At 57.0% G+C, this 25,319-nt stretch carries 21 protein-coding genes and 1 tRNA gene; 10 read left to right on the top strand and 12 right to left on the bottom strand.

Annotated features, from left to right (window positions below; translation table 11 throughout):
- Positions 1 to 82 precede the first annotated feature (82 nt).
- Positions 83 to 3,334: a WD40/YVTN/BNR-like repeat-containing protein gene (locus tag ACAW74_RS01210; protein WP_370696359.1), complete on the bottom strand. Its 3,252-nt coding sequence runs from the start codon at positions 3,332 to 3,334 to the stop codon at positions 83 to 85.
- Between the two features lie 209 nt (positions 3,335 to 3,543).
- The gene (locus ACAW74_RS01205; RefSeq protein WP_370696358.1) at positions 3,544 to 3,855 is read right to left on the bottom strand and encodes a GNAT family N-acetyltransferase; all 312 of its coding nucleotides are present in this window, start codon (positions 3,853 to 3,855) and stop codon (positions 3,544 to 3,546) included.
- Between the two features lie 88 nt (positions 3,856 to 3,943).
- Here ACAW74_RS01205 and ACAW74_RS01200 point away from each other — a divergent pair, with 88 nt between their 5' ends.
- Together ACAW74_RS01200 and ACAW74_RS01195 are read left to right on the top strand one after the other, a co-directional pair.
- Positions 3,944 to 5,431: a S8 family serine peptidase gene (locus ACAW74_RS01200; RefSeq protein ID WP_370696357.1), complete on the top strand. Its 1,488-nt coding sequence runs from the start codon at positions 3,944 to 3,946 to the stop codon at positions 5,429 to 5,431.
- A 5-nt stretch (positions 5,432 to 5,436) separates the two neighbouring features.
- Positions 5,437 to 5,658, top strand: a complete 222-nt coding sequence (locus ACAW74_RS01195) for a hypothetical protein (RefSeq protein WP_370696356.1) — start codon at positions 5,437 to 5,439, stop codon at positions 5,656 to 5,658.
- Between the two features lie 59 nt (positions 5,659 to 5,717).
- Here ACAW74_RS01195 and ACAW74_RS01190 read toward each other — a convergent pair whose 3' ends face one another.
- Together ACAW74_RS01190 and ACAW74_RS01185 are read right to left on the bottom strand one after the other, a co-directional pair.
- Positions 5,718 to 6,251: a GntR family transcriptional regulator gene (locus ACAW74_RS01190; protein ID WP_370696355.1), complete on the bottom strand. Its 534-nt coding sequence runs from the start codon at positions 6,249 to 6,251 to the stop codon at positions 5,718 to 5,720.
- A gap of 30 nt (positions 6,252 to 6,281) precedes the next feature.
- Positions 6,282 to 6,467, bottom strand: a complete 186-nt coding sequence (locus ACAW74_RS01185; protein ID WP_370696354.1) for a GntR family transcriptional regulator — start codon at positions 6,465 to 6,467, stop codon at positions 6,282 to 6,284.
- A 310-nt stretch (positions 6,468 to 6,777) separates the two neighbouring features.
- Between ACAW74_RS01185 and ACAW74_RS01180 the strand changes: the two genes are divergently transcribed.
- From ACAW74_RS01180 to ACAW74_RS01170, 3 genes are all read left to right on the top strand, one after another.
- Positions 6,778 to 7,662 (top strand): ROK family protein, encoded by an 885-nt coding sequence (locus tag ACAW74_RS01180; protein WP_370696353.1) that lies wholly within the window; start codon positions 6,778 to 6,780, stop codon positions 7,660 to 7,662.
- 8 nt (positions 7,663 to 7,670) lie between these two features.
- Positions 7,671 to 8,498 carry a sugar isomerase domain-containing protein gene (locus ACAW74_RS01175; protein WP_370696352.1) on the top strand — a complete coding sequence of 276 codons (828 nt, stop codon included), beginning with the start codon at positions 7,671 to 7,673 and terminating at the stop codon, positions 8,496 to 8,498.
- 167 nt (positions 8,499 to 8,665) lie between these two features.
- Positions 8,666 to 10,783 (top strand): outer membrane protein assembly factor BamB family protein, encoded by a 2,118-nt coding sequence (locus ACAW74_RS01170; protein ID WP_370696351.1) that lies wholly within the window; start codon positions 8,666 to 8,668, stop codon positions 10,781 to 10,783.
- A gap of 226 nt (positions 10,784 to 11,009) precedes the next feature.
- Here the strand turns inward: ACAW74_RS01170 and ACAW74_RS01165 are convergent, their stop codons facing one another.
- The 5 genes from ACAW74_RS01165 to ACAW74_RS01145 form a co-directional block, all read right to left on the bottom strand.
- Positions 11,010 to 12,662 carry a DUF8832 domain-containing protein gene (locus ACAW74_RS01165; RefSeq protein WP_370696350.1) on the bottom strand — a complete coding sequence of 551 codons (1,653 nt, stop codon included), beginning with the start codon at positions 12,660 to 12,662 and terminating at the stop codon, positions 11,010 to 11,012.
- Positions 12,663 to 12,846: 184 nt separating this feature from the next.
- A complete protein-coding gene (locus ACAW74_RS01160; protein WP_370696349.1) occupies positions 12,847 to 14,103 on the bottom strand; it encodes a hypothetical protein in 1,257 nt (418 codons plus the stop codon).
- Between the two features lie 94 nt (positions 14,104 to 14,197).
- Positions 14,198 to 14,335 (bottom strand): hypothetical protein, encoded by a 138-nt coding sequence (locus ACAW74_RS01155; protein ID WP_370696348.1) that lies wholly within the window; start codon positions 14,333 to 14,335, stop codon positions 14,198 to 14,200.
- Positions 14,332 to 14,844 (bottom strand): hypothetical protein, encoded by a 513-nt coding sequence (locus ACAW74_RS01150; RefSeq protein ID WP_370696347.1) that lies wholly within the window; start codon positions 14,842 to 14,844, stop codon positions 14,332 to 14,334. Before ACAW74_RS01150 ends, ACAW74_RS01155 begins: the two co-directional genes overlap by 4 nt.
- Positions 14,845 to 14,919: 75 nt before the next feature.
- Positions 14,920 to 16,179, bottom strand: coding sequence for an asparagine synthetase B (locus ACAW74_RS01145; RefSeq protein ID WP_370696346.1), 1,260 nt, complete (start codon positions 16,177 to 16,179; stop codon positions 14,920 to 14,922).
- A gap of 160 nt (positions 16,180 to 16,339) precedes the next feature.
- Here ACAW74_RS01145 and ACAW74_RS01140 point away from each other — a divergent pair, with 160 nt between their 5' ends.
- From ACAW74_RS01140 to ACAW74_RS01125, 4 genes are all read left to right on the top strand, one after another.
- The gene (locus ACAW74_RS01140; RefSeq protein ID WP_370696345.1) at positions 16,340 to 17,581 is read left to right on the top strand and encodes an ABC transporter permease; all 1,242 of its coding nucleotides are present in this window, start codon (positions 16,340 to 16,342) and stop codon (positions 17,579 to 17,581) included.
- Between the two features lie 297 nt (positions 17,582 to 17,878).
- Positions 17,879 to 17,962, top strand: a tRNA-Leu gene (locus ACAW74_RS01135).
- A gap of 246 nt (positions 17,963 to 18,208) precedes the next feature.
- Positions 18,209 to 18,808, top strand: a complete 600-nt coding sequence (locus tag ACAW74_RS01130) for a Crp/Fnr family transcriptional regulator (RefSeq protein ID WP_370696344.1) — start codon at positions 18,209 to 18,211, stop codon at positions 18,806 to 18,808.
- 70 nt (positions 18,809 to 18,878) lie between these two features.
- Positions 18,879 to 19,289: a DUF4345 domain-containing protein gene (locus tag ACAW74_RS01125; protein WP_370696343.1), complete on the top strand. Its 411-nt coding sequence runs from the start codon at positions 18,879 to 18,881 to the stop codon at positions 19,287 to 19,289.
- 30 nt (positions 19,290 to 19,319) lie between these two features.
- On the opposite strand, the gene ACAW74_RS01120 is transcribed toward ACAW74_RS01125, so the two are convergent.
- Positions 19,320 to 21,359 (bottom strand): DUF2793 domain-containing protein, encoded by a 2,040-nt coding sequence (locus tag ACAW74_RS01120; RefSeq protein ID WP_370696342.1) that lies wholly within the window; start codon positions 21,357 to 21,359, stop codon positions 19,320 to 19,322.
- Between the two features lie 143 nt (positions 21,360 to 21,502).
- On the bottom strand, positions 21,503 to 22,783 hold the full coding sequence (locus ACAW74_RS01115; RefSeq protein ID WP_370696341.1) for a sterol desaturase family protein: 1,281 nt from the start codon (positions 22,781 to 22,783) through the stop codon (positions 21,503 to 21,505).
- A gap of 141 nt (positions 22,784 to 22,924) precedes the next feature.
- Between ACAW74_RS01115 and ACAW74_RS01110 the strand changes: the two genes are divergently transcribed.
- Entirely contained in the window at positions 22,925 to 24,541 is a 1,617-nt protein-coding gene (locus tag ACAW74_RS01110; RefSeq protein WP_370696340.1) for an NADP-dependent glyceraldehyde-3-phosphate dehydrogenase, read from the top strand.
- Between the two features lie 100 nt (positions 24,542 to 24,641).
- Here the strand turns inward: ACAW74_RS01110 and pyrE are convergent, their stop codons facing one another.
- A complete protein-coding gene (gene pyrE / locus ACAW74_RS01105; protein ID WP_370696339.1) occupies positions 24,642 to 25,283 on the bottom strand; it encodes an orotate phosphoribosyltransferase in 642 nt (213 codons plus the stop codon).
- Between the last annotated feature and the right edge of the window lie 36 nt (positions 25,284 to 25,319).

The raw sequence follows: 25,319 nt of genomic DNA, 5'->3' as shown, positions 1-25,319 counted from the left end.
AACAGTTCAACGGCAAAACGGGGAACGTACCCAACTCGGCTGTGGGTACGTTCCCCGTTTGAATATAGCAGCAGATACGGGCCTAGAATCCTTTGCTATCGACTACGATGGCGGGAATTTTCTGCTCGCTGACCAGTTGGTTGAAAGCGGGCACCTGCTTGCCGGTTATGTCTTTCAGCTTCACCAGCGCCGCGTCGATCTGCCGGGCGAGGTCGGCATAGACAACGTGGGCGGCTTTAGTGGGCTTACCATCGGCACCGGCCATCATCGAAGCGAGGCCCGCCAGCTTGTCGTTGAGGCGGATGGGGTGGGCCAATACATCCTGTGGCGCTTTGGCTTTGGGCTGCATCAGCGTGGCTTCCAGTGCATCCAGATCGGCCAGCATCGGCTTGGTGAGAGCGGTGAATTTCTTGATCACGGTGCTGTCTTTCAACGTACCCATGTAGCTGTTGACCGACGCCCGAACGGCCCGCAACTGATTGATGCCCCGGTGCGCTTCCGAGAGTTTGTCATTGCACTGCTTCACGAACGCAAACTGCTCGGCATAGTCGGCCTCGGAGAAGGGAAGGCGCGGGTCTTTGCGAATCTCGATGGGCTGCTCACCCACTAGCGAGTCGCCCAGCAGGAGCCGCACCCGGTAACGCCCTGGTGCTACTTTCACGCCTACGCCATCGCCCGACCACATCACGTTGGTGCCTTCTACGGCCACGGCATCCGGGTAGCGCATGTCCCAAACAAACTGGTTGAGACCGGGTAGGGCAGGCGCAGTGCCAGGGCGTTTCAGTTTTACGTCTTCATAAAACTCTTTCGAGAGCGTCAGCGGCTTGCCCTTTTTGTCTTTCCGGTCCGAATAGCTGATGATCGTGTCGCCTTTGGCTGTCAGGAACTGGAGGCGCAATTCGTTGGTCGGTGCCTTGGGTAGGAAATACCGCACCAGCACCCCGTTTTCGGCATTTTCGCCTTCTGTAGCCTGGCTGCGGGCGTTGCCACCCAGCATGCGGTAGGCGTGGCGTGGTGCAAACAGCATCGGTTTGGTTGTTGAAACGGGCGATTGGCTACCGAGGCGTGCCAGTTCGCGCAGGGGCGTGATGTCGTCCATAATCCAGAATGACCGGCCGTGGGTAGCTACCACCAGGTCTTTCTCGCGCTTATGAATCTGCAAATCGCGGATGGGCGAGATGGGTAGGTTCTGGTTGAGCCGCTGCCAGTTGGCGCCGTCGTTGAACGACACGTAGATGCCCCGCTCGGTACCGGCAAATAGCAGGCCCGGCTGCTCGGGATCGTCGCGCACCACACGGCAATACTCATCGGCGGGAATGCCGCTGGTAATGGCTGTCCAGGTTTTGCCGTAATCGGTGGTCTTGAACAGATACGGTTTCCGGTCGCCGCTCATGTAGCGGTTAGCCGCCAGATACGCCTTGCCGGGTACGTGTTCCGACGGGTGAATGAGGCTCATCAGCGCAAACTCGGGCAACTGGCCTGCGGGCAGGCTCACGTTCTGCCAGTTTTTGCCCGCATCACGGCTGACGTGCAGCAGCCCATCGTCGGAACCGGCCCAGAAAACGCCTTTTTCGGTCGGCGCTTCGGCGAAGGTGAAGATGGTGGCGTAAATCTCGGCGCCGGTCATATCTTTGGTGATCGGGCCGCCCGTTTCACCAATCGTTTTTGGCTCGTGGCGGGTCAGGTCTGGGCTAAGGTCTTCCCACGAATGCCCCGCGTCGGTCGACCGGTGCACGTGGTTGGAGGTAGCATACAGCACGCTGGGGTCGTGGGGCGAAAACAGGATGGGGTACGTCCACTGAAAGCGGTATTTCTTTACCGACGCCGGTGCCCCAATGGCGCCTTCTGGATAGACCGAAATGGCCGACGTCTGGCTGGTGCGCGCGTCGTGCTTCGACATAAATCCGTCATATTCACCGCCGAACGTGATCTTCGGGTCTTTCGGGTCGGCGGCAATGTAGCCCGCTTCGCCCCCCGCCACCGGATACCAGGCACTCTGCCCGATGCTGTAGCCGTCGGTGCGGCTGGCGATTCGGATCGAGCTGTTATCCTGCTGCGCGCCGTAGACGTTATACGGAAAATCGCTGTCGAGCGATACGTGGTAGAACTGCGCCGTCGGGATGGCGATGTCGGAGAACGTGTTGCCGCCGTCGAACGTGATTTCGGCCCCGCCGTCGTCGGCGATGGCGAAGTTCATCGGGTTTTTGGGATTGAACCAGACGTCGTGCGTGTCGCCATGATGCACCGGCACCCGGCTGAAGCTCTTACCGCCATCGCGCGATCGTAACGCATTCACGTTCAGAACGATCAGGTCGTTTTCGTTTTGTGGCGCTACGCCCAGCATCATGTAGTACCAGGGTCGTTGCCAGAGGTTTTTATCGTCGTTGAGCAGCGACCAGTGTTCGCCGCCATCGTCGGAACGGTAGAGGCCCCCCTTCGCATTTTCAATCAGCGCATAGAGCCGGTTGCCATTGCTGGGGGCCACGGCCAGCCCGATTTTACCCAGCAAACCGCGCGGCATGCCCGGTTTTTCGTTGAGCGACTGCCAGGTGGTGCCGCCGTCGGTGCTTTTGTACAGCCCACAGCCGGGGCCACCGCTGCTCATGGAGTGCCCGTTGCGGTAAGCCTGCCAGAGCGTGGCGTATACGATACTGGGGTTGCTGGGGTCGAGCCGGACGGTGGCCGCACCCGTGCTGTCGTTCTTGAACAGTACCTTGCTCCAGGTGGCGCCGCCGTCGGTCGAGCGAAAAACGCCTCGTTCGGCATTGGGCGCAAACGGGTTGCCGAGCGCCGCGGCGTAGACCAGATTGGGATTCTGCGGATGTACCTCGATGTTGCCGATGGCGTCGGCCTGTTTCAGGCCCATGTGTCGCCACGATTTCCCTCCGTCGGTGCTTTTATAGACGCCATCGCCGTAGCTGATGTTGCTGCGGATTTCGGCCTCGCCCATGCCTACATAAATCACGTTGGGGTCGGAGGGAGCCACGGTAATTGCCCCCACCGACGACGACTGGAAGACGCTGTCAGACACGCAGGTCCAGGAAGCCCCGCCGTTGACGGTTTTCCAGACCCCGCCGCCCGTTGCACCGAAGTAATAAGTTTGCGAGTGGTCGGGGTGACCCGCTACGGCCAGTGAACGGCCCGCCCGGAAGGGGCCGATGTTGCGCCACCGCAGGCCGTTAAAGAGTGTAGGGGAGACCGGCAACGTACCTGACGAGGCCGTGTTAACCGACGTACCTGAGCGCCCGCGCCGCGATTGAGCCTGCGCCGATGGAGCGAGCAGGCCAGCCAATACACTGGCCAGCACTAGTGATTTGATAGACGTAATGGGCATGAGGGAATGAAGTGAGTACGTGAAAAGATTCCCTCAAAATACGGCTTAATCGCGTTTTAATGTAGTGCTGTGGCTGTAAAGCGCTGAAATTGGCCCGCTTAGACGACTAACTCTTTGTTTGGTACAACTAGTTAGCTAAATCGTTAACTGCTGCCTTCCGCAGTTTGGGTTGGGAAAAACTCCGGCAGGTTTGACCAGCCCGCTTGCCCTCAGAAATCGGCCTCGCTGTACTCCGTCGAAACGACGCGATTCCACTCGGGATGACGCTTGAGATAAACGGATACGAATGGGCAAAGCGGCACAATTTTGAGGTTGTGCTGCTCGACATACTCAAGCGTTTGCTGCACTAGCCGCGAGCCAATGCCTTTGCCTTCCAGATCGGGGTGGACTTCGGTGTGGGTGAGCGCCAGCGTGTGGTCGTCGGGCTGAACGTAAGCGATCAACGAGCGTTTTCCGTCGATGATCAGCTCAAAGCGTTGGCGGTCCTTGTTCAGCGTGACCGTTGGTTTGGAAGTGGGCATATCAGGAGGATGTTTATGTCTGAAATGACTAACTTGAGTAACGAAATGTTTTCGACTGAGCACCGTTAACCCGTTCGTCGCCGTCCCTATGCCTACTCCGATCGTGCGTAATTACCTGCTACTGCCTACCACCGGTCTCCACTTCACGGCTCCCGAAGCGGGCAGTGCACTCGAAACAGCTTTTGCCCGGCTCACTGAAACGGTCCGGCTCGACGACGTACTTGACGGTACGGAACCCGTTGGGGCGGTGGTGATGGACACCAGCAGCGAGGGCGGCCCGAAACTGGTGCAGATTGCCGATACCGATCTGGCGCAGGTACGTGCCCAACTGCCGGGCGTGCGCATTGTGCCGGAAGTGTTCTACTACCCGCAGGTACAGCGCGAGAAGGTGTTGCAGCCGTTTCGGGTCATGCAGGGCCAACCCCGCGTGGGGGTGCGCATCAAACTGACCGATGCCAAAACAGGTAGCCCGATAGCGGGCGTTACGGTGATTGCGTTTACCAATTTTGCGCAGCGACAGGGTGAACAGGGCACCACCAACGCGCAGGGCGTCGTGTCGTTCAGAAACATTGGTGGTAAGAAAATAGAGCAGTTGTTTGGCTATCCCAAGGTGGGATACTGGAGCCTGTGGCGGAAGAACCTGACTCTCACCAACGACCAGGTCTTTACGCTGCAACCGCTCAAACTCGACTATATCGACGCCAAACAGTTTTTCTACCCATCCGCGCAGACCGACCTGACCGTCGGAAAAGGCGTTCGCGTGGGGATTATCGACACCGGCTCGGGGCCGCACCCCGACCTGGTGATTACGGGTGGTGCCTGCACGGTCACGGGCGAAAGCCCCACCGACTATGCCGACGTTGACGAACATGGCTCGCACGTGGCGGGTATCGTAGGCGCGCGGGGTACGTCGCCGTCAGGTGTGCGTGGGGCTGCGCCGGGCGTCGAATTGCGGGCCTACCGCGTCTTTGGTAAGAATGCCGATGGGGCGTCGAATTTCGCGATTGTGAAGGCGATCGAACAGGCCGTGGCCGATGGCTGCGACCTCATCAACATGAGCCTCGGCGGTGGGCCAGCCGACGACGCCACCAAAGACGCCATTACGTTTGCCCGCAGCAAAGGCACGCTCTGTTTCGTGGCGACCGGCAACGACGACCGCTCGCCGGTAAGCTTCCCGGCGTCGTTTTCGCTGTCGCTGGCGGTAGGAGCGATGGGCCGAAAAGGCACCGTACCCGCCAACACCACCGACGCACCCTACGCCGTAGCGCCATTTGGCACCGATAAGAAAAACTTTGTGGCGGGCTTCTCCAACATCGGCCCGGAAGTAGACTTCATTGCTCCCGGCGTCGGTATTATTTCGACCGTACCCGGTGGCTACGCGCCGCTGAGTGGCACATCCATGGCTTGTCCACTGGCGACGGGTGTCGCGGCGCGCCTGTTAGCCACCCAACCCGACATCCTGGCGATGCCCCGCACCGACGCCCGCGCCAACGCGATGCTGACGTACCTGCAAAGCAAGGTGCAGCCGCTGGGATTCGGACCTACATTTGAAGGAACGGGCCAGTTTGTCGGCTAACAGACATGGCACGCTACGTTCTGCACACAACCAACCCCGACGGTCCCACGCCCGATGAACTGACGCTTATTGGTCAGCGCGGGCCGATTATCGACCGAAGCCGCCGGGCATTACTGGTTGAACTAACCGACGAGCAGGCCACCGAATTGGCTCATAACCTTCCCGGTTGGACGCTACAGCCCGAAGTAACGTACCCAATTCCCACCACGCGCCGCAAACTGAAGTAAGGCGTAGCCAAAGCTTCGTGAATTAACAAACCGCTTTCCGGCAAACGGCCACCGACTGCTCAAAACCGACCCTGCAACAGAAACTGATCGGTGCGGGCATAGAGTAGGCAGAAAAAGCTGAAATCGCTTTTGTTTGTATCGATCCGTTTTTCGAGCCGTAAGACCGGGCTGCCAGGGTCGATCTGTAACTGACGGGCAATCGCCGGGTCGGCGGGCAGCGCCAGAATCTTTTGTTCTCCGCCCATGACAACCAGGCCATATTTAGTCCGCAGCAGGTCGAAAAAGGAGCGGTTCTCCACCCGTTGCCGGGTCAGATTGGGCAGATACCGATTGGGTAAAATCAGTTTTTCGTAAAACACCGGCGTGCCATTCACCGACCGAAGGCGTTCCAGGTTATAGTAGGTCGCGTCTTGCTGTTCATCGGCGGGGAAAAACAACAGCTCCTCGGGGAACGTACCCAGCACGGGCCTGACCAGAATGACTGTCGTAATCTGTTCTGCTGGCAGTTCCTCGGGTTGCGTGGGCTTGTCGTCGGCCTGCGCGGCATGGGTTTTCAGCGACATCACCCCCAACCCAATCGGGATCGACTGCACAATGCTGCCCTTCCCCTGATGTTCCCGAATTTACCCTTCCTGCACCAGCAGCGACAGCGCCTGCCGAATCGTTGGTTGCGTGAGCCGGTACTGCTGCTGAAGTACACTTTCTGAAGGCAGCAAATCACCCGCCTTGAACACCCCCCGAATAATATCCTGCCGGAGCACCTCGTACAGATGCTGGTATTGCGGAATGCGATTGGGTTGGTTAGTCATACGGCCCGTAAAGGTAGTGAACCGCTCAAGTATCGATGGAGGGCGCAAAAATTCATACTGTTAAGTTGTTAGAAAACTATGGTAACTGATTGATAATAAGATTTCTATTTATGTAATGAAGCGCTTATTATAATGAGTTAATTGCTGTAGAATAGATTGCTGTTACATTTGGTTTTAGAAAATGAGCATACTTGGTCTGGCAACATGCGCCGGTCGGAGACATCACGTTTCACCACCGGCCCGATGCTATCGGCCGACGGGGGCTGGAGCGTCAGCGAAGGATAGTTGTAACGCTTAACCCACACGTAACTTGGAACAAGCAATAGGCATCGATTTAGGCGGAACCCGTATTAAAGGCGTGCTGATCAACCCCGATACGGGCAAGGTCATTCACCAACTCGTTACCCCAACTGGTGATGCAAATGGCGCGAACTGGCAAACGGCCGTTGCCGAAACGGCTCAGGCGCTGACCCGGCTGGCAGTCGAGCCTGTAGACGGTATCGGCCTGTCAGCGCCGGGCCTGCCTACCCCCGACAACCGGGCCATTGCCTGTATGCCGGGTCGCCTGCTGGGGCTGGAAGGGTTCGACTGGTCGGCATTTCTGGAAAAGCCGGTTCGGGTGCTCAACGATGCCCACGCGGCCCTGATGGCCGAAGCCCGTTTTGGGGCACTGTCCGGTATACAACACGGCTTGGTGCTGACGCTGGGTACGGGCGTAGGGGGCGGGCTGTTGCTCAACGGACAGCTCTACCAGGGTTTCTTTCAGATGGCGGGGCATCTGGGCCACATAACCCTGAACGCCGACAGCGGACAAATCGACATTACCAACGTACCTGGTAGCCTGGAAGACGCCATCGGGAACGTAACGGTGGGCAAGCGTTCGTTTGGCCGCTACACCTCAACCCACGAACTGGTGGCCGCGTATCAGCAGGGCGAGCCGCTGGCAACGCAGGTCTGGCTGACGTCTGTTCGCCATCTGGCTGTAGCCATTGCGTCGCTGGCCAATGCGTTTTCGCCCGAAGTCGTGGTGCTGGGCGGCGGCATCATGCAGGCCGGCGCTGCCTTGTTAACTCCGCTCGACACGTTTATGGACCTGTTTGAGTGGCGACCCGCCGGGAAGAAGACCGTTATCCGAAAAGCGCATTTTGAAGACTGGGCCGGTGCCATTGGTGCGGCCGCATTCCTGACACACTAACTGACTTTATGACCCCCACTCTCAATTACATTCAACGTACCCGCGACCTGCTGGCAACCATCGAGCAACAGGCCGATGCCATTCAGCAGGCCGCTCAGTGGTTCAGCCAGACCATACTTGCCGGGCGCATGGTCCACCTCTTTGGCAGTGGCCACAGCCGGATCATGGTCGAGGAGATGTGGCCCCGCTACGGTTCCTTTCCTGGTTTCAACCCCATTGTCGAACTGTCGCTGTCGTTTCATAACCTGGTGGTAGGCGCCAACGGACAGCGGCAGGCCATGTTCCTGGAAAACGTACCTGGCCTGGCCGACCGGATCCTGCGCAACTTCGACCTCTCGGAGCAAGACAGTGCCCTGGTCATTTCGTCGAGTGGCTGCAACGTGGTGCCGATCGAAATGGCCGAACTCTTTCAGCAGCGCGGTATTCGGGTGGTGGCCCTGATCACCAAGGAACACGCCGAAGCCAGTACGAGCAAACGACAGGATGGTAAAAAACCAAGCGACTTTGCCGATCTGATTCTGGACACCGGTGCGCCCGTTGGCGATGCCATGCTGACCATTCCGGGTCTGGATACGCCCGTTGCGCCCGGTTCCACGGTGGGGGGCGCGGTAGTGGTCAACTGCATCAAGGCCGAAGTCGCCCGGCTGTTGATGGAAGCCGGAAACCCGCCTAAGGTACTGTCGGCGGGGAACGTGGTTGGTGCGGAACGGGCGGTCACGTTGTTTGAAAGCGCCTACGACGAACACGCCCACCGGCTGGCCAACCTGTATAGGCGCGTGGGTTATCCTTCCTACGTGAGCGAGGCATCTGAAGCCGCTAGTCAACAGCAACCATGATGCCCGACTTCCCGGATCAGATTAATGCCCGAAACACGTTCTGGCAATCGTGCCGAGGAGCACCGGGCCTAGGCTGCTCCTGAAGGAAAAAGCGAGTGATGAAATTGTGGAAAGAGACTTGCCAACCGGGTCGATCGGTTAGCCGTAACATGAACTGACAACGTACCATGCTCAACACAAAAACAAGTCAGCGACTGGCGGTGGGTGTACTTGCCCTGTCGGGCTTATGCTGCCTGAGAATCAGCCGGGTCGAGCCCGATACCAACTGGTCGGAGTACCATGGTGATGGGCAGCGGAGTCATTACTCGGCGTTGCGCCAGATAACGCCCGGCAACGTACAGCAACTGACTGTAGCCTGGAGTTATGCGTCGGGCGGGGCCGATACCGTTCGGAATAGCACCCAGATGCAGTGCAACCCGATCATCATTGGTGGTGTGCTCTATGGCGTGTCGGCCAACACGCAGGCGTTTGCCATCGACGCCGCAACGGGTCGCGAAATCTGGAAAACCCGCCTGCCCGATACCGACGGGACCACCAGCCGGGGCGTTACGTACTGGGCCGAGGGAACCGAGGCGCGCATTTTCTTTGGCGCGGGCGGCGGTATCTACGCCCTGGATGCCAAAACAGGTGAGGTCATTCGCACGTTCGGAAACGCCGGGCGCATCAACCTGAAAGACGGCATCGATCGGCCCGGTGCTGATAACTACGTTCGGGCCAATACGCCCAATACCACCTATAAAAACCGGCTGATTGTTGGAGCGCGTCTGGCTGAAGGTGAAACCGCGCTGCTGGGTGATGTGCGAGCCTACGACGTGCGTACCGGGCAGCTTGTCTGGACGTTTCACACCATCCCGCAACCGGGCGAGTATGGGTATGCAAGCTGGTCGCCGGCCAACCCGCGCCAACGCCTCGGTGGCGCTAACGCCTGGGCGGGCATGGCTATCGACCGGGCGCGGGGCATCGTATACGTACCTACAGGCTCAGCAGCTTACGATTTCTATGGTGGAAACCGCCTGGGCGACAACCTGTTTGCCAATTGCCTGATCGCTCTCGATGCCGCTACCGGCAAACGACTCTGGCATTTTCAGTTCGTTCACCACGACATCTGGGACCGTGACCCGCCCTCGCCGCCTAATCTGCTGACGGTTGTACAGGCCGGGAAACGCATCGATGCCGTGGCGCAATTGACCAAACAGGGCCATGTGTTCGTTTTCGACCGGGTGACGGGCAAACCGCTGTTTCCGATCGTTGAAAAAGCGTTTCCGGGCGATGGGGTAGCCGGCGAAAAGACCAGCCCAACGCAGCCAATCCCGTTGAAACCGGTCCCCTTTACGCAGCAGACGTTCACCGAAAAAGATATCAATCCCTGGGCCTCGAACCGATCCGACATTGTGGCTATGTTGCGCAAAGCCCGAACCGGTAGCCCCTATATACCACTGACGGCCGAAACAACAATTTTCTTCCCCGGAACCGATGGCGGTGCCCAGTGGGGCGGTGCGGCTACCGACCCGGCCGGGACGATCTACATTCCGGCCAAACAGAATCCGTGCTTTTCAACGCTGATCCGGAAAGAACAACCCGTTGCCAACGCGCTGGTAACCAGTAGTCAAGTATACCAGGCCAACTGCGCGTCCTGCCACGGTGCCGATCGGCGAGGCAATCACGACGGTTCGTATCCATCGCTGGTGGACATCGACAAGCGGCTATCTACCGACGCGATCCATCAGGTGCTGCTCAAAGGCCGGGGCATGATGCCTTCGTTTTCGCACCTGCCCGAGCGTGAACGCAACGCCATCGTTGATTTTCTCCAGAACAGAGCCAGTGCCGCGCAATCGGTTCAGGCGAAGCGAGGAGACGTACCTTACCAGCATACGGGCTACAACCGCTGGTACGATAGCAATGGATACCCGGTGAGTGCGCCGCCCTGGGGTACGTTGACGGCCATCGACCTCAATACCGGCGAACACCGGTGGCAGGTGCCGCTGGGCGAGTATCCCGAACTGACAGCCAAGGGCATTCCGCCAACCGGTACCGACAACTACGGTGGTCCACTGGTTACGGGTAGTGGCCTGCTCTTCATCGCAGCCAGCAAAGACGCGCAGTTTCGGGCCATTAATACAAAAACGGGAAAAACGATCTGGCAAACGGCCTTACCAACGGCTGGCTACGCGTCGCCGTCTACCTATTCGGTAGGGGGCAGGCAGTTTGTCGTAATCGCCTGCGGCGGCGGCAAACTGAAATCCAAATCGGGCGACAGGTACGTTGCCTATGCGCTGCCTCAATGATACGGGCAGAAGCTGATGGTCGATTGCAAAAGCTGGTGAAAGGAGCCATGGCACGTAGAAATAGCTGCCTGATTGAAAATACTCTTTGCTGGGTGTAAGCTACGTATAGGTTTACTCAACTATTCGTGTTGTTGACTGCTATTGACAACGGTTTCTTGGCGAAGCCTGCTTTATCTTATCCAGCACAAACGAACCGACCTGGATTGACCCGAACGCATAGGCGTTGTTACTCGCGCACCTGCGTATCGAAAACGCCAGTCAACACTTTTCCGTTGCGCTTCACCTGTACCCAAACGCGATAGTGCCCCGCCCGTGGGAAAGCATAGGGAAACGTGACCATGTTGTTAATGCCTTCAGGGTGAACCATCCCCACCATGCCTGCCGTCTGGGCCGAAGCGGGTTGGCCTTTCAACTGGCTCAGGTACGTGTCGATGCTGTCGCGGAAGCGGGCACCGTTGAGCTGCGGTACGTGGCGGGTGGTATCGGCAATGCGGTTGGTGAGCAGTTGTTCCGAAGCCATCGAATACGTACCTACGGGGTGGAGGTGAATGTATACCGTGCCATCGGAACGCAGAATGGCCGCGTGGCCACTCATGCCCAGATACGGCTCCAGCTTGGCGGCTTTTCCAGTGGCATCGGCCACGGCAAACTTCAACGTATAGAGTTGCCCGGCATCGAGCACAGAGGCGGGCTTATCGGTCCAGATCATCGTGGAGCCGTCGGCCAGTTTCGTGCTGGCCCCCGGTTTACCACAGGCAACCATGTCGGCATCGAGGTGCAATTTGCCTACGGCTTCCTGCTTCACGCCCATCGGTTCCGCAACAATGTAGCTATCGTCGGGGTCGGTGGTGCGTTGGGCGGCGGGTGCGGCTGTCACCTTCAGGGCAGGAATATCGACCGTGTCAGTCAGGGTTTCGGCATAGCCAGACCGGTAAACGACATCCGTATACAACAGATACCGACCGCCGGGCAGATTGGGTAGCCGGGCTTCGAAGTGCAACGAATCGCGGCGGGTAGGGTGGAGGTGGGCGAAAGCGTCGAGGCCCGGCACCCGCACCAGAAAGGTATGCAGCAGCTTGCCGTGATCAGGTACCAGCAGGTTGAAATCGCGGCGGCGGTTCCAGTTGTCGTGAAAGCCCGTCGTGTCGGGTTGCATAGTCAGCAGTATTTGCCCAGCGCGGCCCGGACCGTTGTCGGGTTGGGCCGTGCTGATGAGCGGCACCGGTTTGTAGAGCTGGTAGGTGCGGTATTCATCGGCCCAGCTTTGCCACCACATGCGCCCACCGGTCAGTACCAGTATGAGCAGGACGCCACCCACGCCCATACCCACCAATCGCCGACGCCGAAACGAGCGTGCTAACGTACCTGGTGCGGTAACGCCATCGGCGTTGCTGGCTCCCAGAATCGTCACGAGCATCACAAACAGCAACAACCCCATTGCAGCCAGCCCGGCCCCGGTTCCGGCGGGCATCTCGCGCGTCGCGGTCGACGTGGCCAGGATGGGCACCACTACATCGGCTTTGCCATCGGGTCCGTCTATCTGCAACTGAATACTGGTTGAGCCCGATTCCATCAGCCAGACCGAACCCTGGTAGCGATTGTTCTCGACGGCCGTAAGCGGGTCGGCTTCAGGGGCGCCTTCGTCGCCCTCAAAAAAGTACACCGGTCGTCCCTGAATGCGGCTGGGGCGACCTTTTTCGACAAATACCGTTATCTGTGCCGTGCCGGGTACCACGTCGGGGGGCTGCACGCTGATGAGCAACTGGTACTTACCAGCCTGTTTCTGCACAATCACGCCCGCGCTGCCCACATGTGCCTGGGCGGCCAGCGACAGCACAATCAAGAAAACGAGCGAAAGTAAAAGACGGAAGGGGTTCATAAGAGGAAGGGGAATGGATAATGGATAATGTACGATGTACAATGCACGATGCACAATGCACGATTCTTAATGCACGATGCACAATGCACGATGCACAATGAAGGGTCGGGCGCGACTATGAGCGGTAACCAGCCAGATGCGCCAGCCCATTGTGCATCGTACATCGTACATCGTACATTGAGAATCAACGCACGACGCGGCGCATCCAGTTGCCCCACCACAGGCCAACCCGTGCGGAGATCATGGCGATGAGCAGGGCTTTAGCGAACCCAATGGCAAACTGCGCAGTGGTTTGGTCGAACCAGGGGCTGAATTTGTAACGATACTGCCAATCGGGCGAGTTATCGTAGCTCCATGAATTGCTCATAAAGAACCAGTTGCGGGCGTAGGGCGATTCGTGCAGAAAGCCACCGAAGGGCCACTGTACGGCCAGAAAAACAAGAATAAACGCCGCTCCGGTCAAGGCTGCCAGCAGCCAGTCGTTCATCGGTTTCTGGGTACGTTGCGGCGTGCTGAACCGGTTCAGGAGCCAGTCGAGCGCGAAAGCCGGAATGACCAGCAGCATCGGAAATATAAAGGCCTGATAGGTAGTAATCGGGTTGGCGACCGGCCCCAGTTTGGGGGTAGCGGGCATCAGCGACAGCACCCAACTCGGCACGGCAATCACCAGCATGTAGAGCGCTGCCACCAGCGTAATGGGAAACTGGAAAAGCCTTCCCTGCCCACGGCCGCCCGTAGCCGCCCGGCCAATCGCCAGCAACATGAACGGGAAAATAATGGCGGCGTTGATGTAGTACGATGAATTATGGGCGGCATACCGGCCCAGATTTTCGGATACCAGCACGAACAAGACACTGAGCATAAACGCACTCGACAGCATGAACAACAGTCGGATACGACCCTGTTGCCGATCATCGGATTGGGTTAGTCCCGCCTTGGCCCCATTTTGCAGCGAAAGCACGGCGACGATGGCCCCTAACTGTACCATCATCATCCCCACCAGCAGAATCGTGTGTGGCGGCGTCAGAATCTGCACGTCGAGGCCGTAGGTGTTGTGCCACCAGTCGTCGAAGGGGGCGGAGGTAAGCATCGCCAGAGCCCCCCAGACACAATACATGGCTCCCAGTGAGCCGTAGAAAACACCCCAGAAATTAACCGAGTGCGCCCGGTCTGGGTGGTTTTTCTGGAACGTGATCGACAGAATCTGGTAAGCCGAAAACAGACCCGCCACGATGGCACCCACATACATGACCACGTGGGGAGCCGAAAACAACCCATCGCGCCCGATGCTCATGTGCCACATGATGTCCCAGAGCAGGCCCATCACGATACAGAACGACGAAAAGACGACCGCGTAGGCGTAGGTTGGAATACCCAGTCGCCAGTTGGTGGCACGGACTGTGGTTTCTTGAGAGAAAGAGGTTGGAAGAGCCGCTTGCATCGCGTTTAGAGGGAAAAACTACCCTTCAAAGATGCAAAAAAGACCTGCCGGGTTGCCAAATGTTGCTTAATCGGTAGGTCGATTGTAGGACCGTCTATTTATTGATGCAGCCGCGGGCAATCAGGTACGGGAGCAGCACATACAGTGTCAGCCCTTTGATCAGAAAAAAGAAGAAACCCGCCCAGCCGAGGCGTTTAAACCAGTTGATGATCTTGTTATTGGTTTCGGTCATGCCCCAGCAACGGGATTTAAGGCCGCGTGGTTCGTCAGGTACGTGGTTAAAGCCGCTGCCTGTTGCGTACCCAACAGCACCTTCCCACCGGTCGTCTTCTCGATTTGCAGCCCGAACTGACCGTGGAATGGCGCAAAGGCAAAGCCATTGGGCCCTTGACGAAGTCCCAGACGACCTTTTGGGTATTCGCCAAACAGGGCGTACTCACGCACGTATAGCCGGTCAACATCGGCCCACGGAATCTGCTGCCAGCGCGCCCAAGCCAGCGGTACCCGGTAATGGATACCAGCCTCGTCGATGCGCAGGTCGAGCCGCCGAAAAAAGGAACACGTCAACACAAGCAGGAAAACCAACTGACCCACCAGCAGGGCGCCCAGCAAAACGGGGTCGGCCTGCAAAACCGGGAATCGGTTCAGGAGGAAAGCCAACGTGATGCCCTCGGCGAGGATGGCGGCAATCAGGAAATACCAGCGGTAAGGATTCTGTTGGGTTTCGGTATACACGGGCATAGGAGTTGTAGGAAAACGTTGGTTGCGGAAATATATACACCAACGCTCATATTCCGAGTACAACCTTAGGCGCGGCTATGTTTTTTGTTTCTTTTTCTTTGCGGCGGGAAACAGAATATTATTCAGGATGAGGCGGTAGCCGGCCGAATTGGGGTGCAGGTTCAGGTCGGTAGGCTCTTCACCGATTTCGTGACGGTAGTCTTCCGGGTCGTGGCCGCCGTAGAACGTAAAGAAGCCTTTGCCATAGGGGGCGTGAATGTAGCGCGCCTCACCGACCGACCGGTTCTCGGCCAGAATATCGACCTGCGGTTTGATGTAGGCTTTCTTGAAGGCCGTAGTCTGGCCCATAAACCCTTTGATCGTGCTCTGATGGTTTTGCGTGAGCATGGTCGGGATGGGGTTCCACTTGGCCGAAAACTGGAACAGCGTGAAGTAGTCGTTGTGCTCGCTCAGGCCCCGCTCTTCGGGTTGGTTGTCGATGTTCGAAAACTCGATCATGTACGGATTGGTGTACACCTGAAAATCCTTGAAGGCCATTGTTTGGCTGAAATCCAGCTTGCTGTTAGCCTGCGGGTCGAACGGGTCACCGTCGTAGAAGGCGTCGACGATGTCGGTATTCTGCGCCGCCAGCGCGATGTCGTAGGTGTCTGTGGCGTTGCACATGGCAAACATATAGCCGCCACCCAAGGCAAAATCGCGGATCTTCTTCACCACCGCCAGCTTCATCTGCGGCACTTTGCTGTAGCCAAACTTGCGCGTAATAAGTTCAGCCTCGCGGCGCTGGGCGATGTACCATGGCTGGTCTTTCATGTGAAAAAACTTGCCAAACTGCCCCGTGAAGTCCTCGTGGTGCAGGTGTAGCCAGTCGTATTCGGGCAGCTTGCCGTCGAGCACTTCTTCGTCGAATACCACATCATAAGGGATTTCGGCGTAGGTCATCACCATCGTAACGGCGTCGTCCCAAGGCTGTTTGGTCTTGGGCGAATACACCGCCACTTTGGGCGCTTTCTGGAGCTTGACGGCATCCATGTTGGCGTTGGGCGACGCGATTTCGGCCAGAATATTGGCAGCATCGGCGTCGGAGATTACTTCATACGACACCCCCCGAATGAGCATTTCGTTGGTGAAGGTGGGCGATTGCGGCATCAGAAACGCCCCGCCCCGGTAATTCAGCAGCCAGTCGATTTCGGTTTCATGCGTTTTCAGTACCCAATAGGCGATTCCATAGGCCTTCAGGTGATTTTTCTGCGTCTCGTCCATCGGCACCAGAATTTTGGCGGCAAACGAGGCCGTCGACAGCAGAAAAAGGATAAGCGGTAACAGCAGACGTTTCATTGGCAGATTGTGGATAACGCCGAATTGTAGTTTTGTAACGATCAAAACAAGGTTTTGAATGTACAATGTACGATGAACAATTTGGACCGCCACCGCCAATCGGGGTGGCGCTCTTTACCAGGACATTGTTCATTCTGCATTGTTCATTGTACATTAACTTATGGACCTACTCGAAAACATACGCGAAGGGTTGCGGTCGGTGGCGGGCAATCGGCTTCGCACCATCCTGACGGCCCTTATCATTGCGCTGGGTATAACCTCGCTGGTGGGTACGTTGACGGCCATCGATGGCATACAGGCTTCGCTGAACAGCAACTTTGAAGGGTTAGGCGCCAACGTATTCAACATTGTGGCCCGGCAGGAAGTGCGCCGGTTTGGCGGACGGATCATCCAGAAAGACGAGCCCATCGACTACCACGAAGCCATTACCTTCCGTCGTCGCTACAAATACGGGGCCACTATTTCGATCTCGACGCTCGTTTCGGGGGCGGGTCAGGTAAAATATGGTTCGAAGAAGACCAACCCCAACGTGCAGGTAGTTGGCATCGATGACGCGTACCTAACCGTCAAAAACTACAAAATCGGGCAGGGCCGCCCTATCAACTCGGGTGATATTGACAATGCGCTGACCGTGGCTGTGATCGGTAATGAGCTGGCCAACACGCTGTTTCAGGGAAAGGTAAATCCCGTTGGGCAGCTGATTCGGGTGCTGGGCAGTCAGTTTCGGGTGGTGGGCGTGCTGGAGAAAAAAGGCTCGCTGACGGGCGGCGGCGACGATCGGGTGGTGTTGGTGCCCCTCGAAAATGCCCGTCAACTGGCTGGTGAACGTAAACTGACATTTGATATTACGGCCTCAGTAACCGAAATCGGCGATCAGGAAATGGCCATTGGCGAAGCGACTGGCCTGATGCGGCTGATTCGGCAGGACCGCCTCGGGCAACCCGACTCGTTTGACATCGAGCGGGCCGATGCGTTGGTCAAAGACATTGAAGAAACCACCGGCTACCTGCGTTGGGGTGGTTTTGGCATCGGAGCCATTACGCTGCTGGGCGCGGCCATCGCCCTGATGAACATCATGCTGGTATCGGTAACGGAACGTACCCGGGAAATTGGGATTCGGAAATCGCTGGGGGCGACGCCGATGCGTATCCGGCAGCAGTTTCTCATCGAGGCTATCGTAATCTGCATTCTGGGCGGACTGGTCGGAATCATGCTGAGCATTGCCATTGGGAACGCCGTGGCGTTCGGGATTAGCAGCGATGGCGAAGGCCGGTTTGTGCTGCCCTGGCTCTGGATGATGCTCGGCCTGCTGGTCTGCGTAGCAGTTGGTCTTTTCTCGGGAATTTACCCCGCCATTCGCGCCTCCAAACTTGACCCGATCGACGCTCTGCGGTACGAGTAACCGATGCGCTGTCGCATAAACGGACTGTTCCTGGCACTACTCTAAAGGGTTCACCAACGTACCCAGCCGTACCCCAATAGCCATTCAGGTACGTTACGCCTGGAGTAGTAGGCTATTAGGCCGAAAACTACGTATCTGTAAAAACTGTACAAGCAGCTGACAGGCAACGCAATAGCGGTTTTTAGGACAAAATGACCCAAAAAAAAGACGATGGGCTTTGGGTGTAGTATTCGTAAAACACTAGTTTTGCACCACGTTTGACAAAACGCATCGTCGGCAACGACGTACGGTTCTCCTGCCGGGTTGGCGGAACCGGTAGACGCGATGGTCTCAAACACCATTGTTCGCAAGGACATGCCGGTTCGAGTCCGGCACCCGGTACGATAATAGCCCCTAATGATCTGTTCACAGAGTGTTAGGGGTTTATTGTTTGTTCGCTTTTTAAACCGACGAATCCGATTTAGCCTGTACACTTTTACGCGTTCTTCTATAAATAAACCCGCTTGGAGGTGGTTGCTGATCAGTTGGCTTCTAGCTGATTTATAAACTAAGAAAATCAGTTGAAATTGGATGATTAGCCGCACCCCGTCAAATGATGCGTCTGATAGAAAGTTGATTCGAGCGTATATGAGCACATCACAAGTTCGTTTACCGTTAACTCAACTAGAGCAGCTTGTTCAGGCGATTCATCCGTTGGCGGAACCCGACTGGATGGCGTTTTCGGGTCTATGGAGGCCGTTTTCGGCAAAGCGTAAAACCCTCCTCACCGTGGCCGGAGAGTTGGAGGGTTACCTGTATTTCGTGGCAGAAGGGGTGCAGCGGGTCTATTACCTCGACGAACAGGACCGGGAAGCCACGCTGGTGTTTTCGTATGCCCCATCGTTCGGCGGGGTTGTCGATTCGCTGTTATTGCAGCAGCCTTCGCGGTACTATTTCGAAACTCTGACGCCTTCCGTTTTCCTACGCGCCCCTTACGCCGACTTGCAGACGGTGATGCAGCGCCACCCGGCCGTTGAAACCATGACGCGAATGGCGCTCACGCAGGCGCTGTCGGGCGTGTTACAACGGCTGGTTGAGTTACAATGCTATTCAGCTGCCGACAAATTCCGGGGCTTACTGCGCCGAAGCCCGCATATCCTGCAAGTGGTGCCACACAAGTACCTGGCCAATTATATCGGCGTCGACCCAACGAATTTCAGCAAGTTCATGAACAGCATCAAGGTCTGAAATCTTGGCAAATACCAACAACCGGTAGGCATGGAGCGCTCAATTTTGCATCGTACTAAACAGCAATACGATGCAATTACAGGCAACACTTAAATGGTCGGCGCAGGGGTTTATCCTGCTGTCGGCAATGGCTCTGCTATCCGTCAGTGTGATGGCTTTTTTCAATCCGCAATCGGTCATGGATCTGGTTCAGGTCAAGCTGACCAATACCAGCGCGATCAGTTCAATCCGGGGAGCCTACGGCGGCGTCGGGCTGACGCTATTTATCAGTCTGCTCTACCTGATGGTTCGCCATATTGCCAAAGGCTTAGCTTTTCTGGGCCTGTTATGGGGTTTTTATGCCCTGTCGCGGGCTGTTACCGTGCTGGCCGACGGCGCGCTGGGTAGGTTTGGGCAGCAATGGCTCCTGATCGAATCAGCTTTCTGTCTAATTGCCCTGTCGCTGCTCTGGGCGAACAGGAAAGTCGCCGCTTTTCAGTAGAGCCCATCAGGGCCAGGTACGTTAGAAGGCTCACCGGCTGATGTCGTTTAGCTGTAAATCTTTGCTGTCAAACGCCTCGGCGGTGTTGATAATGCCCACCTTCCACAGGCGCGTATTGAGGAACCGGAAAGCCGGTTTGCCGTCACGGTCAGAAACGCGTCCGCCGCCCGAGAAGTCATTGTTGATGAACCGCACGCCCATCAGGCCGGGGCCGTCCATCAGCAGGTACGTGGTCCCCGGCTTATCGGCTCTGGTGGGCAGGCCAGCGTGCGAATAGAATGGCTCTTTGGCGGCGTTGGTTTCGTAGGGAAACACATCCTGCACGGCCGTAAATGCCCATTGGCTACCCGTCCAGGTGGCTAGTTTACGGCCCTGTCCGCTCCAGTCGCCGGTGGGGTTATCGGTAAGCCAGTACGTGTCGCCGGGCGCGGGCGAGGTAGGTGGATTTTGTTGCAGGTTTTTGTTGGTCAGGGGCTTAGTAACAAACTGACTCCCCGTCCAAACGTAGCTATACAAACCGTTTACCGTGTAGTTTAACACATTGAATGCATTATCGCGCAGTTGCAGGCGAGTGGGGGCCACCACCCGAATACCCTGGATGGTACTGTTTCGGAGTTGGTAAACACTAAACAGACTAGCCAGCGAATCGGGGGCGTAGCCCGTCAGGTTCAGGCGGTCGTTGGCCCAGGTAAGTCCTGCATTACGGCCAAAATTGTAGAAGGGTCCCTGAAATGGGTAGGCGGCGGTAATCACGTTGTTGCGCACGATGGCGTTTAGGGTGTTGCCAACTGAAATAGGTGCCCTGAACCCCGTTGTTCCCGCCTGTCGCTCGGTGCAGCGAATGGTATTTTTTTCGATCAGCACATTTTCGCAGAAGGTGGCTTCGATGACCGTTTTCTGGAAGGACCGCTGCCGGAAGTTGTTCTGGCGTACAGTTAGGTCGTGCCTGTCTAGCGCCGATTGACTGCCGCGATCGCTGGAGGTAGTCGAGAAGCCGACGCCGTCAAGAAGGTTGTTTTCCACCGTCGTTCCGTTGCCGAGCATCTCGATGTAATCGGTATGCCAGTTCGTGAGGGTATTCTGGGCAATGTAATTGCTGTCGCCCTGTTGTGAGAGTGCAAAATACCCGCAGTTGCTAATGCGGTTTCCTATGATCTGAAGCTTGCGATTATGCCAGCCGCGCAGAAAATGGTCGTGTGGGATAAACAGTTCGACGCCCATACGCCCACACGAATCGACGGTGTTGTTGAGGAGCATCAATTGATCGAAGCGGCCCCAGGTGGTCAGTCCGTTACCGCTGCCTTCGGTCTGTGAGTGCATCAGTCCCGGCCCTTTCGACGCCACGTTTCGAATCACATTATTCCGAAAAACCGCGCCGACAATGGGAGCCGGGCAGTCGAGGTTGTTTAGGTGTACCCCATGATAGCAGTCGCGGATGGACGTATTTTCAATGATGAGGCTCGTAAATCGATTCTGACTGCTATTCTGCTGTGACACCACAATCGCCTGATCACCACTTCGCCGGTAGTCGCCGCCTGTGATACGAACCCGGATCATGCCCGTGTCAGGCGCATCAACCCGGATCAGGTGCTGCCCTTTTATTTGGCCACCCGATACGGCAGTGGTCTGTTGACCCTCCATACGCCAACTGCCGGTCATCAGGCCCCTGTTCGTGAGCGTCAGGCTCGACCGCGTATATAGCAACCGTTTGCCCGGCGTCCTTGTATCCAGAAAGAGTTCGGCTCCCGGTTCAACCACCATCGTAAGCGCGCCGGGGGCTGTCAACTGATCCGTCAGCCGGTACCGTTTCTGGCGGCTGATCAGCAACGGTTGCCCGGACGTACAGGCGGCAGTGAGCGCCGCCCGCAGGGGAGCGGTATCGTCGGCAACCCGGTCTCCAACGGCCCCGTAAGCTTCGGGGCGTATCCCTCGTCCGGGCGCGGCCACCTGTCCGCTATCAGCCTGGTTCGAGAGCCGTTGATGTATCGTGGTCCCGTGTGTTTCTGGAGGGATTAGCAGGCCTGCCCAATGCAGCACCAGCACAGATAAGGAGTGAATCGTTAGCAGCATCGTACAGTTTCGGGCGCTCAGTTACCACCACGCCGTATACTGTTCTATCGCTGTCTGCCTCGTATTTGTTGCCCGGTTTTCGTTAAAATTCCCTTGGCAACTCATTAAAAGAAGCCAAACGAGAGCCGTTTCGCGAAGATTGCCTAGCTGATCGTTGCATTTGTCGGGTTAGAAATTGCATCGGGAGAAGTCTTTTCGAGCGTATTGTCTGAATCGACATGGCTACGACTTGCCCGCCATAGCCAGCCGAGCGACAACAGAGTAACGAGACCAACACCGATGGCGAACCACGTACCGGCGGGCAACGGCAGCAGCAGGTACGTAGCCACGCCAGCGCATACCAGCAACCGGCCCGCCTCGATTCGGAACGCCCAGGTACGTCCCTCAAAGAGCCAGCCAAAATTAACGACCGTCAGGCCGACGAGCAGGGCGATTACCGCTTTTTGCCCCCAGCCCAGTTGCGCCTGAAACTGCAAAAAAGGAAAGGTGGCCAGCAACAGCAGGCCATACTGAAACAACACGTAGTAGTTGATTGGCGGTGCTACGGTGGTGTCGAATTTCTGGTACTCGTCGCGGCTGACGGCGGGAATTGGGTGGTAAACGGCCATTTTGGCGTCCCAGCCAGGTTTGTAGAACAATACTTTCAGCTTGTCGGCGAAACGGGGGGCCTCCCGGAGTTGATGACCGATCTGTTCGAAATGCGAGAAATTGGCCCAAACCGGATTCCAGCTATTGATAGGGGTGGTGATGCCATACACGGGCCGCTCGTCTTCGGCCTGAAAGGTACCAAAGAGCTTATCCCAGATGATGAACGTACCTGCGTGGTTTTTATCGATGTACCTGGGGTTGCGGCCGTGATGAACCCGGTGGTGCGAGGGCGTATTCATTAACGCTTCCAGAAAGCCCATGCGGTCGATCAGCTCGGTATGAATCCAGAACTGGTAGATCAGATTGATGCCGCCCACAATGAGCAACTGTGTGGTATCGAAGCCCAGCAGCGCCATCGGCAGGTAAACGGGGGCGGTCCAGACGCCCTGAAACCAGCTTTGGCGCAACGCCACCGAGAGGTTGTACTCTTCGCTCTGATGGTGCACCACATGACCGCTCCAGAACAGGTTGACTTCGTGGCTGAGCCGGTGTGCAAAGTAGTAACACAGATCGTACAGCAGAAAAGCCAATACCCAACTCCACCAGACGTGGGGAATCGTAAAAAGGGCAAAATTGGCGTAAACGGCCTCGTAAATGCCCAGCGTGAAGACCTTTAGAAAAAGCCCAACGACCTGTTGCGACGTACCTGCGCCCAGGTTAGTGATACTGTCATTGAGGCGGTACAGTTTCGTTTGTCGATGATGATCGAGCCAGATTTCGATCCCCATCGCCAGAAAGAAGAAGGGAATCGCCAGCATGATTGGGTTAAAATTCATAAGGTCTCCGGCGCTGTCTGTTGTGTATTTTGATCATCGAAAATAAGACCAAATCAGGGAAAAGTTGTGCTGTTGGGTGGCTATGGTGAGGTTTAGCCTGGTCAACGCTTTACTTGCCAGCGTACAACCGACAAATAACGCATGACAACCCAGACTCTTTTTCCGGCTAGTTTGGCCGACGTACCTGCCGACGTTCAGATTGAACCCATTCACCAGCGCGAATACCTGCTCAACGGGGAGATGATCGCCTGGTCGGGGCGGGTAGCCGAGGTATATTCACCCGTAGGCACCACCGACGAATCAGGTACGTGGCAGCGGCATCTGGTGGGCAGTTATCCGGTATGCGGACCAACCGAAGCGATGGCCGCGCTCGATGCCGCCGTGGCCGCCTACGACAATGGCCGTGGCGAATGGCCACAGATGCCCGTTGCCGACCGCATTGCCTGTATGGAGACCTTCATTGGCAAAATGTTGGAAAAGCGGAGCCTGGTGATCAACCTGATCATGTGGGAGATTGGCAAAAACCGCCCCGACGCCACCAAGGAATTCGACCGAACGGTGAAGTATATCTACGACACCATCAACGTGCTGAAAGACATGGACCGCAACTCATCGCGGTTCCGGATCGAAGAGGGTATCATTGGGCAAATCCGGCGGTCGCCGCTGGGCGTGGTGCTGTCGATGGGACCGTTCAACTACCCCCTCAACGAAACCTACACGACGCTGATTCCGGCCATTTTGATGGGAAACACGATTCTCTTCAAAACGCCTAAACACGGCTCGCTGCTCCATTATCCGTTGCTCGAAGCCTTCCGTACGAGCTTTCCGAAAGGCGTGGTCAACTCGCTGTATGGCCGAGGCGCCGAGGTGATTCCGCCTGTGATGCAGTCGGGAAAGGTGAACGTGCTGACGCTGATCGGGTCGAGCCGCGTAGCCGACGAATTGCAGCGTTTCCACCCCAAACTGAACCGCCTGCGGTCGATCCTGAGCCTCGATGCAAAGAACGCCGCGATTATCCTGCCCGACGCCGACTTGGACGTAGCCGTCAGTGAGTGTATCCTGGGGTCGTTGTCATTCAACGGGCAGCGATGCACCGCTATCAAGATCATCTGGGCGCACCGTAGCATCGTCGATCAGTTCTTGGCCAAATTCGGGCCGGCTGTCAGTGCGCTCAAACTGGGTATGCCCTGGACCGACGGCGCGCAGATTACGCCCCTGCCCGAACCCACCAAAACCGATTACCTCACCGATATTATCCGTGATGCCGAAGCCGGTGGGGCCAAGATAATGAACGAAGGCGGTGGCGAGGTTGCCGAGTCGCTGTTCCGGCCGGCGGTGGTGTACCCGGTTAAAGAAGGCATGAAACTCTACCGCGATGAACAGTTTGGTCCCGTGGTACCGGTGGTGGCCTACGACGATACGGAGGAGTTCATCGACTACCTCATCACCGATGACCACGGTATGCAGGCGAGTATTTTCGGCACCGATCCCGAAGCCATCGCCGCACTGATTGATCCGTTGGTAAACCTGGTCAGCCGGGTGAATATCAATGCTCAATGTCAGCGCGGGCCCGATACGTTCCCGTTCACCGGCCGGAAAGATTCGGCAGAAGGTACGTTGTCTGTAGAAGACGCCCTACGATCGTTCTCGATCCGGTCGGCCGTGGCGACGAAAGACACCAGCCCGAACAAAACGATCTTGAACAACATCGTCGGGAATCACGAGTCGGTGTTCCTCAGCACGAACTTCATTTTTTAAAGTATGAATTATGGAATAGGAATTATGGGCTATGAATTAGGCTGGCGCGAGCATTTCGTGCGTCAGCCTAATTCATAGCCCATAATTCCTATTCCATAATTCATTTCCCCCATTCCGCTGGGTTTTGGCGCCAGGCGGTGAGGGAGTCGGTAGCGTCGGCGGGAATGTAATCGAGGGATTGGGCTTCGCCAATCAGGGTATCGTAGTTGCTCAGGCAGGCCAGCCGGACGTTGGCATTGGCGAAGTTCTGGTCGGCCAGCGCAAAACCGTAGGTGAAGATGGCGATCATGCCAATAACCTCGGCCCCGGCCTGCCGCAGCGCCTCGACAACCTTCAACGAACTGCCACCCGTCGAAATCAGATCTTCCACCACCACCACGCGTTGCGGGCTGTCTGCTGCTTCGATCCGGCCTTCAATCTGATTGCCCATGCCGTGCTTTTTGGGTTCAGGGCGCACGTAGCAGTAGGGGAGGTTCAGCGCGTCGGCAACGAGCGCCCCCTGCGGAATCCCCGCTGTAGCGACACCTGCGATGACCTGCGCCGTTGGGAATTCGCGCCGAACCAGCTCGGCGAGGGCTTCTTTGATGTAGGTACGTACCTCAGGATAGGCCAGCGTAACGCGGTTGTCGCAGTAGATAGGCGATTTCCAGCCCGAACTCCAGGTAAACGGATCGGCTGGCCGGAGCCGAACGGCCTGTACGGTTAATAAATGACGGGCAACGGTTTGAGCAACTGTAGACAATTTGATACGACGATTGATTTGATTGCAAACTTCGTT

Source organism: Fibrella musci (genome assembly GCF_041321105.1).
In the GTDB taxonomy this organism is placed as follows: domain Bacteria; phylum Bacteroidota; class Bacteroidia; order Cytophagales; family Spirosomataceae; genus Fibrella; species Fibrella musci.
The sequence above is the reverse complement of the archived record's forward strand: the minus strand, read 5'-3'. Positions and strand labels throughout refer to the sequence as shown.

Bases quoted from the DNA above. Each gene is read 5' to 3' on its own strand.
- ACAW74_RS01140 (WP_370696345.1), top strand. From the start codon at position 16,340: ATGGACCTACTCGAAAACATACGCGAAGGGTTGCGGTCGGTGGCGGGC.
- ACAW74_RS01210 (WP_370696359.1), bottom strand. From the start codon at position 3,334: ATGCCCATTACGTCTATCAAATCACTAGTGCTGGCCAGTGTATTGGCT.
- ACAW74_RS01165 (WP_370696350.1), bottom strand. From the start codon at position 12,662: ATGAACCCCTTCCGTCTTTTACTTTCGCTCGTTTTCTTGATTGTGCTG.
- ACAW74_RS01115 (WP_370696341.1), bottom strand. From the start codon at position 22,783: ATGAATTTTAACCCAATCATGCTGGCGATTCCCTTCTTCTTTCTGGCG.
- ACAW74_RS01185 (WP_370696354.1), bottom strand. From the start codon at position 6,467: ATGACTAACCAACCCAATCGCATTCCGCAATACCAGCATCTGTACGAG.
- ACAW74_RS01110 (WP_370696340.1), top strand. From the start codon at position 22,925: ATGACAACCCAGACTCTTTTTCCGGCTAGTTTGGCCGACGTACCTGCC.
- ACAW74_RS01170 (WP_370696351.1), top strand. From the start codon at position 8,666: ATGCTCAACACAAAAACAAGTCAGCGACTGGCGGTGGGTGTACTTGCC.
- ACAW74_RS01160 (WP_370696349.1), bottom strand. From the start codon at position 14,103: ATGCAAGCGGCTCTTCCAACCTCTTTCTCTCAAGAAACCACAGTCCGT.
- ACAW74_RS01130 (WP_370696344.1), top strand. From the start codon at position 18,209: ATGAGCACATCACAAGTTCGTTTACCGTTAACTCAACTAGAGCAGCTT.
- ACAW74_RS01205 (WP_370696358.1), bottom strand. From the start codon at position 3,855: ATGCCCACTTCCAAACCAACGGTCACGCTGAACAAGGACCGCCAACGC.
- ACAW74_RS01175 (WP_370696352.1), top strand. From the start codon at position 7,671: ATGACCCCCACTCTCAATTACATTCAACGTACCCGCGACCTGCTGGCA.
- ACAW74_RS01145 (WP_370696346.1), bottom strand. From the start codon at position 16,179: ATGAAACGTCTGCTGTTACCGCTTATCCTTTTTCTGCTGTCGACGGCC.
- ACAW74_RS01150 (WP_370696347.1), bottom strand. From the start codon at position 14,844: ATGCCCGTGTATACCGAAACCCAACAGAATCCTTACCGCTGGTATTTC.
- ACAW74_RS01155 (WP_370696348.1), bottom strand. From the start codon at position 14,335: ATGACCGAAACCAATAACAAGATCATCAACTGGTTTAAACGCCTCGGC.
- ACAW74_RS01200 (WP_370696357.1), top strand. From the start codon at position 3,944: ATGCCTACTCCGATCGTGCGTAATTACCTGCTACTGCCTACCACCGGT.
- ACAW74_RS01195 (WP_370696356.1), top strand. From the start codon at position 5,437: ATGGCACGCTACGTTCTGCACACAACCAACCCCGACGGTCCCACGCCC.
- ACAW74_RS01125 (WP_370696343.1), top strand. From the start codon at position 18,879: ATGCAATTACAGGCAACACTTAAATGGTCGGCGCAGGGGTTTATCCTG.
- ACAW74_RS01120 (WP_370696342.1), bottom strand. From the start codon at position 21,359: ATGCTGCTAACGATTCACTCCTTATCTGTGCTGGTGCTGCATTGGGCA.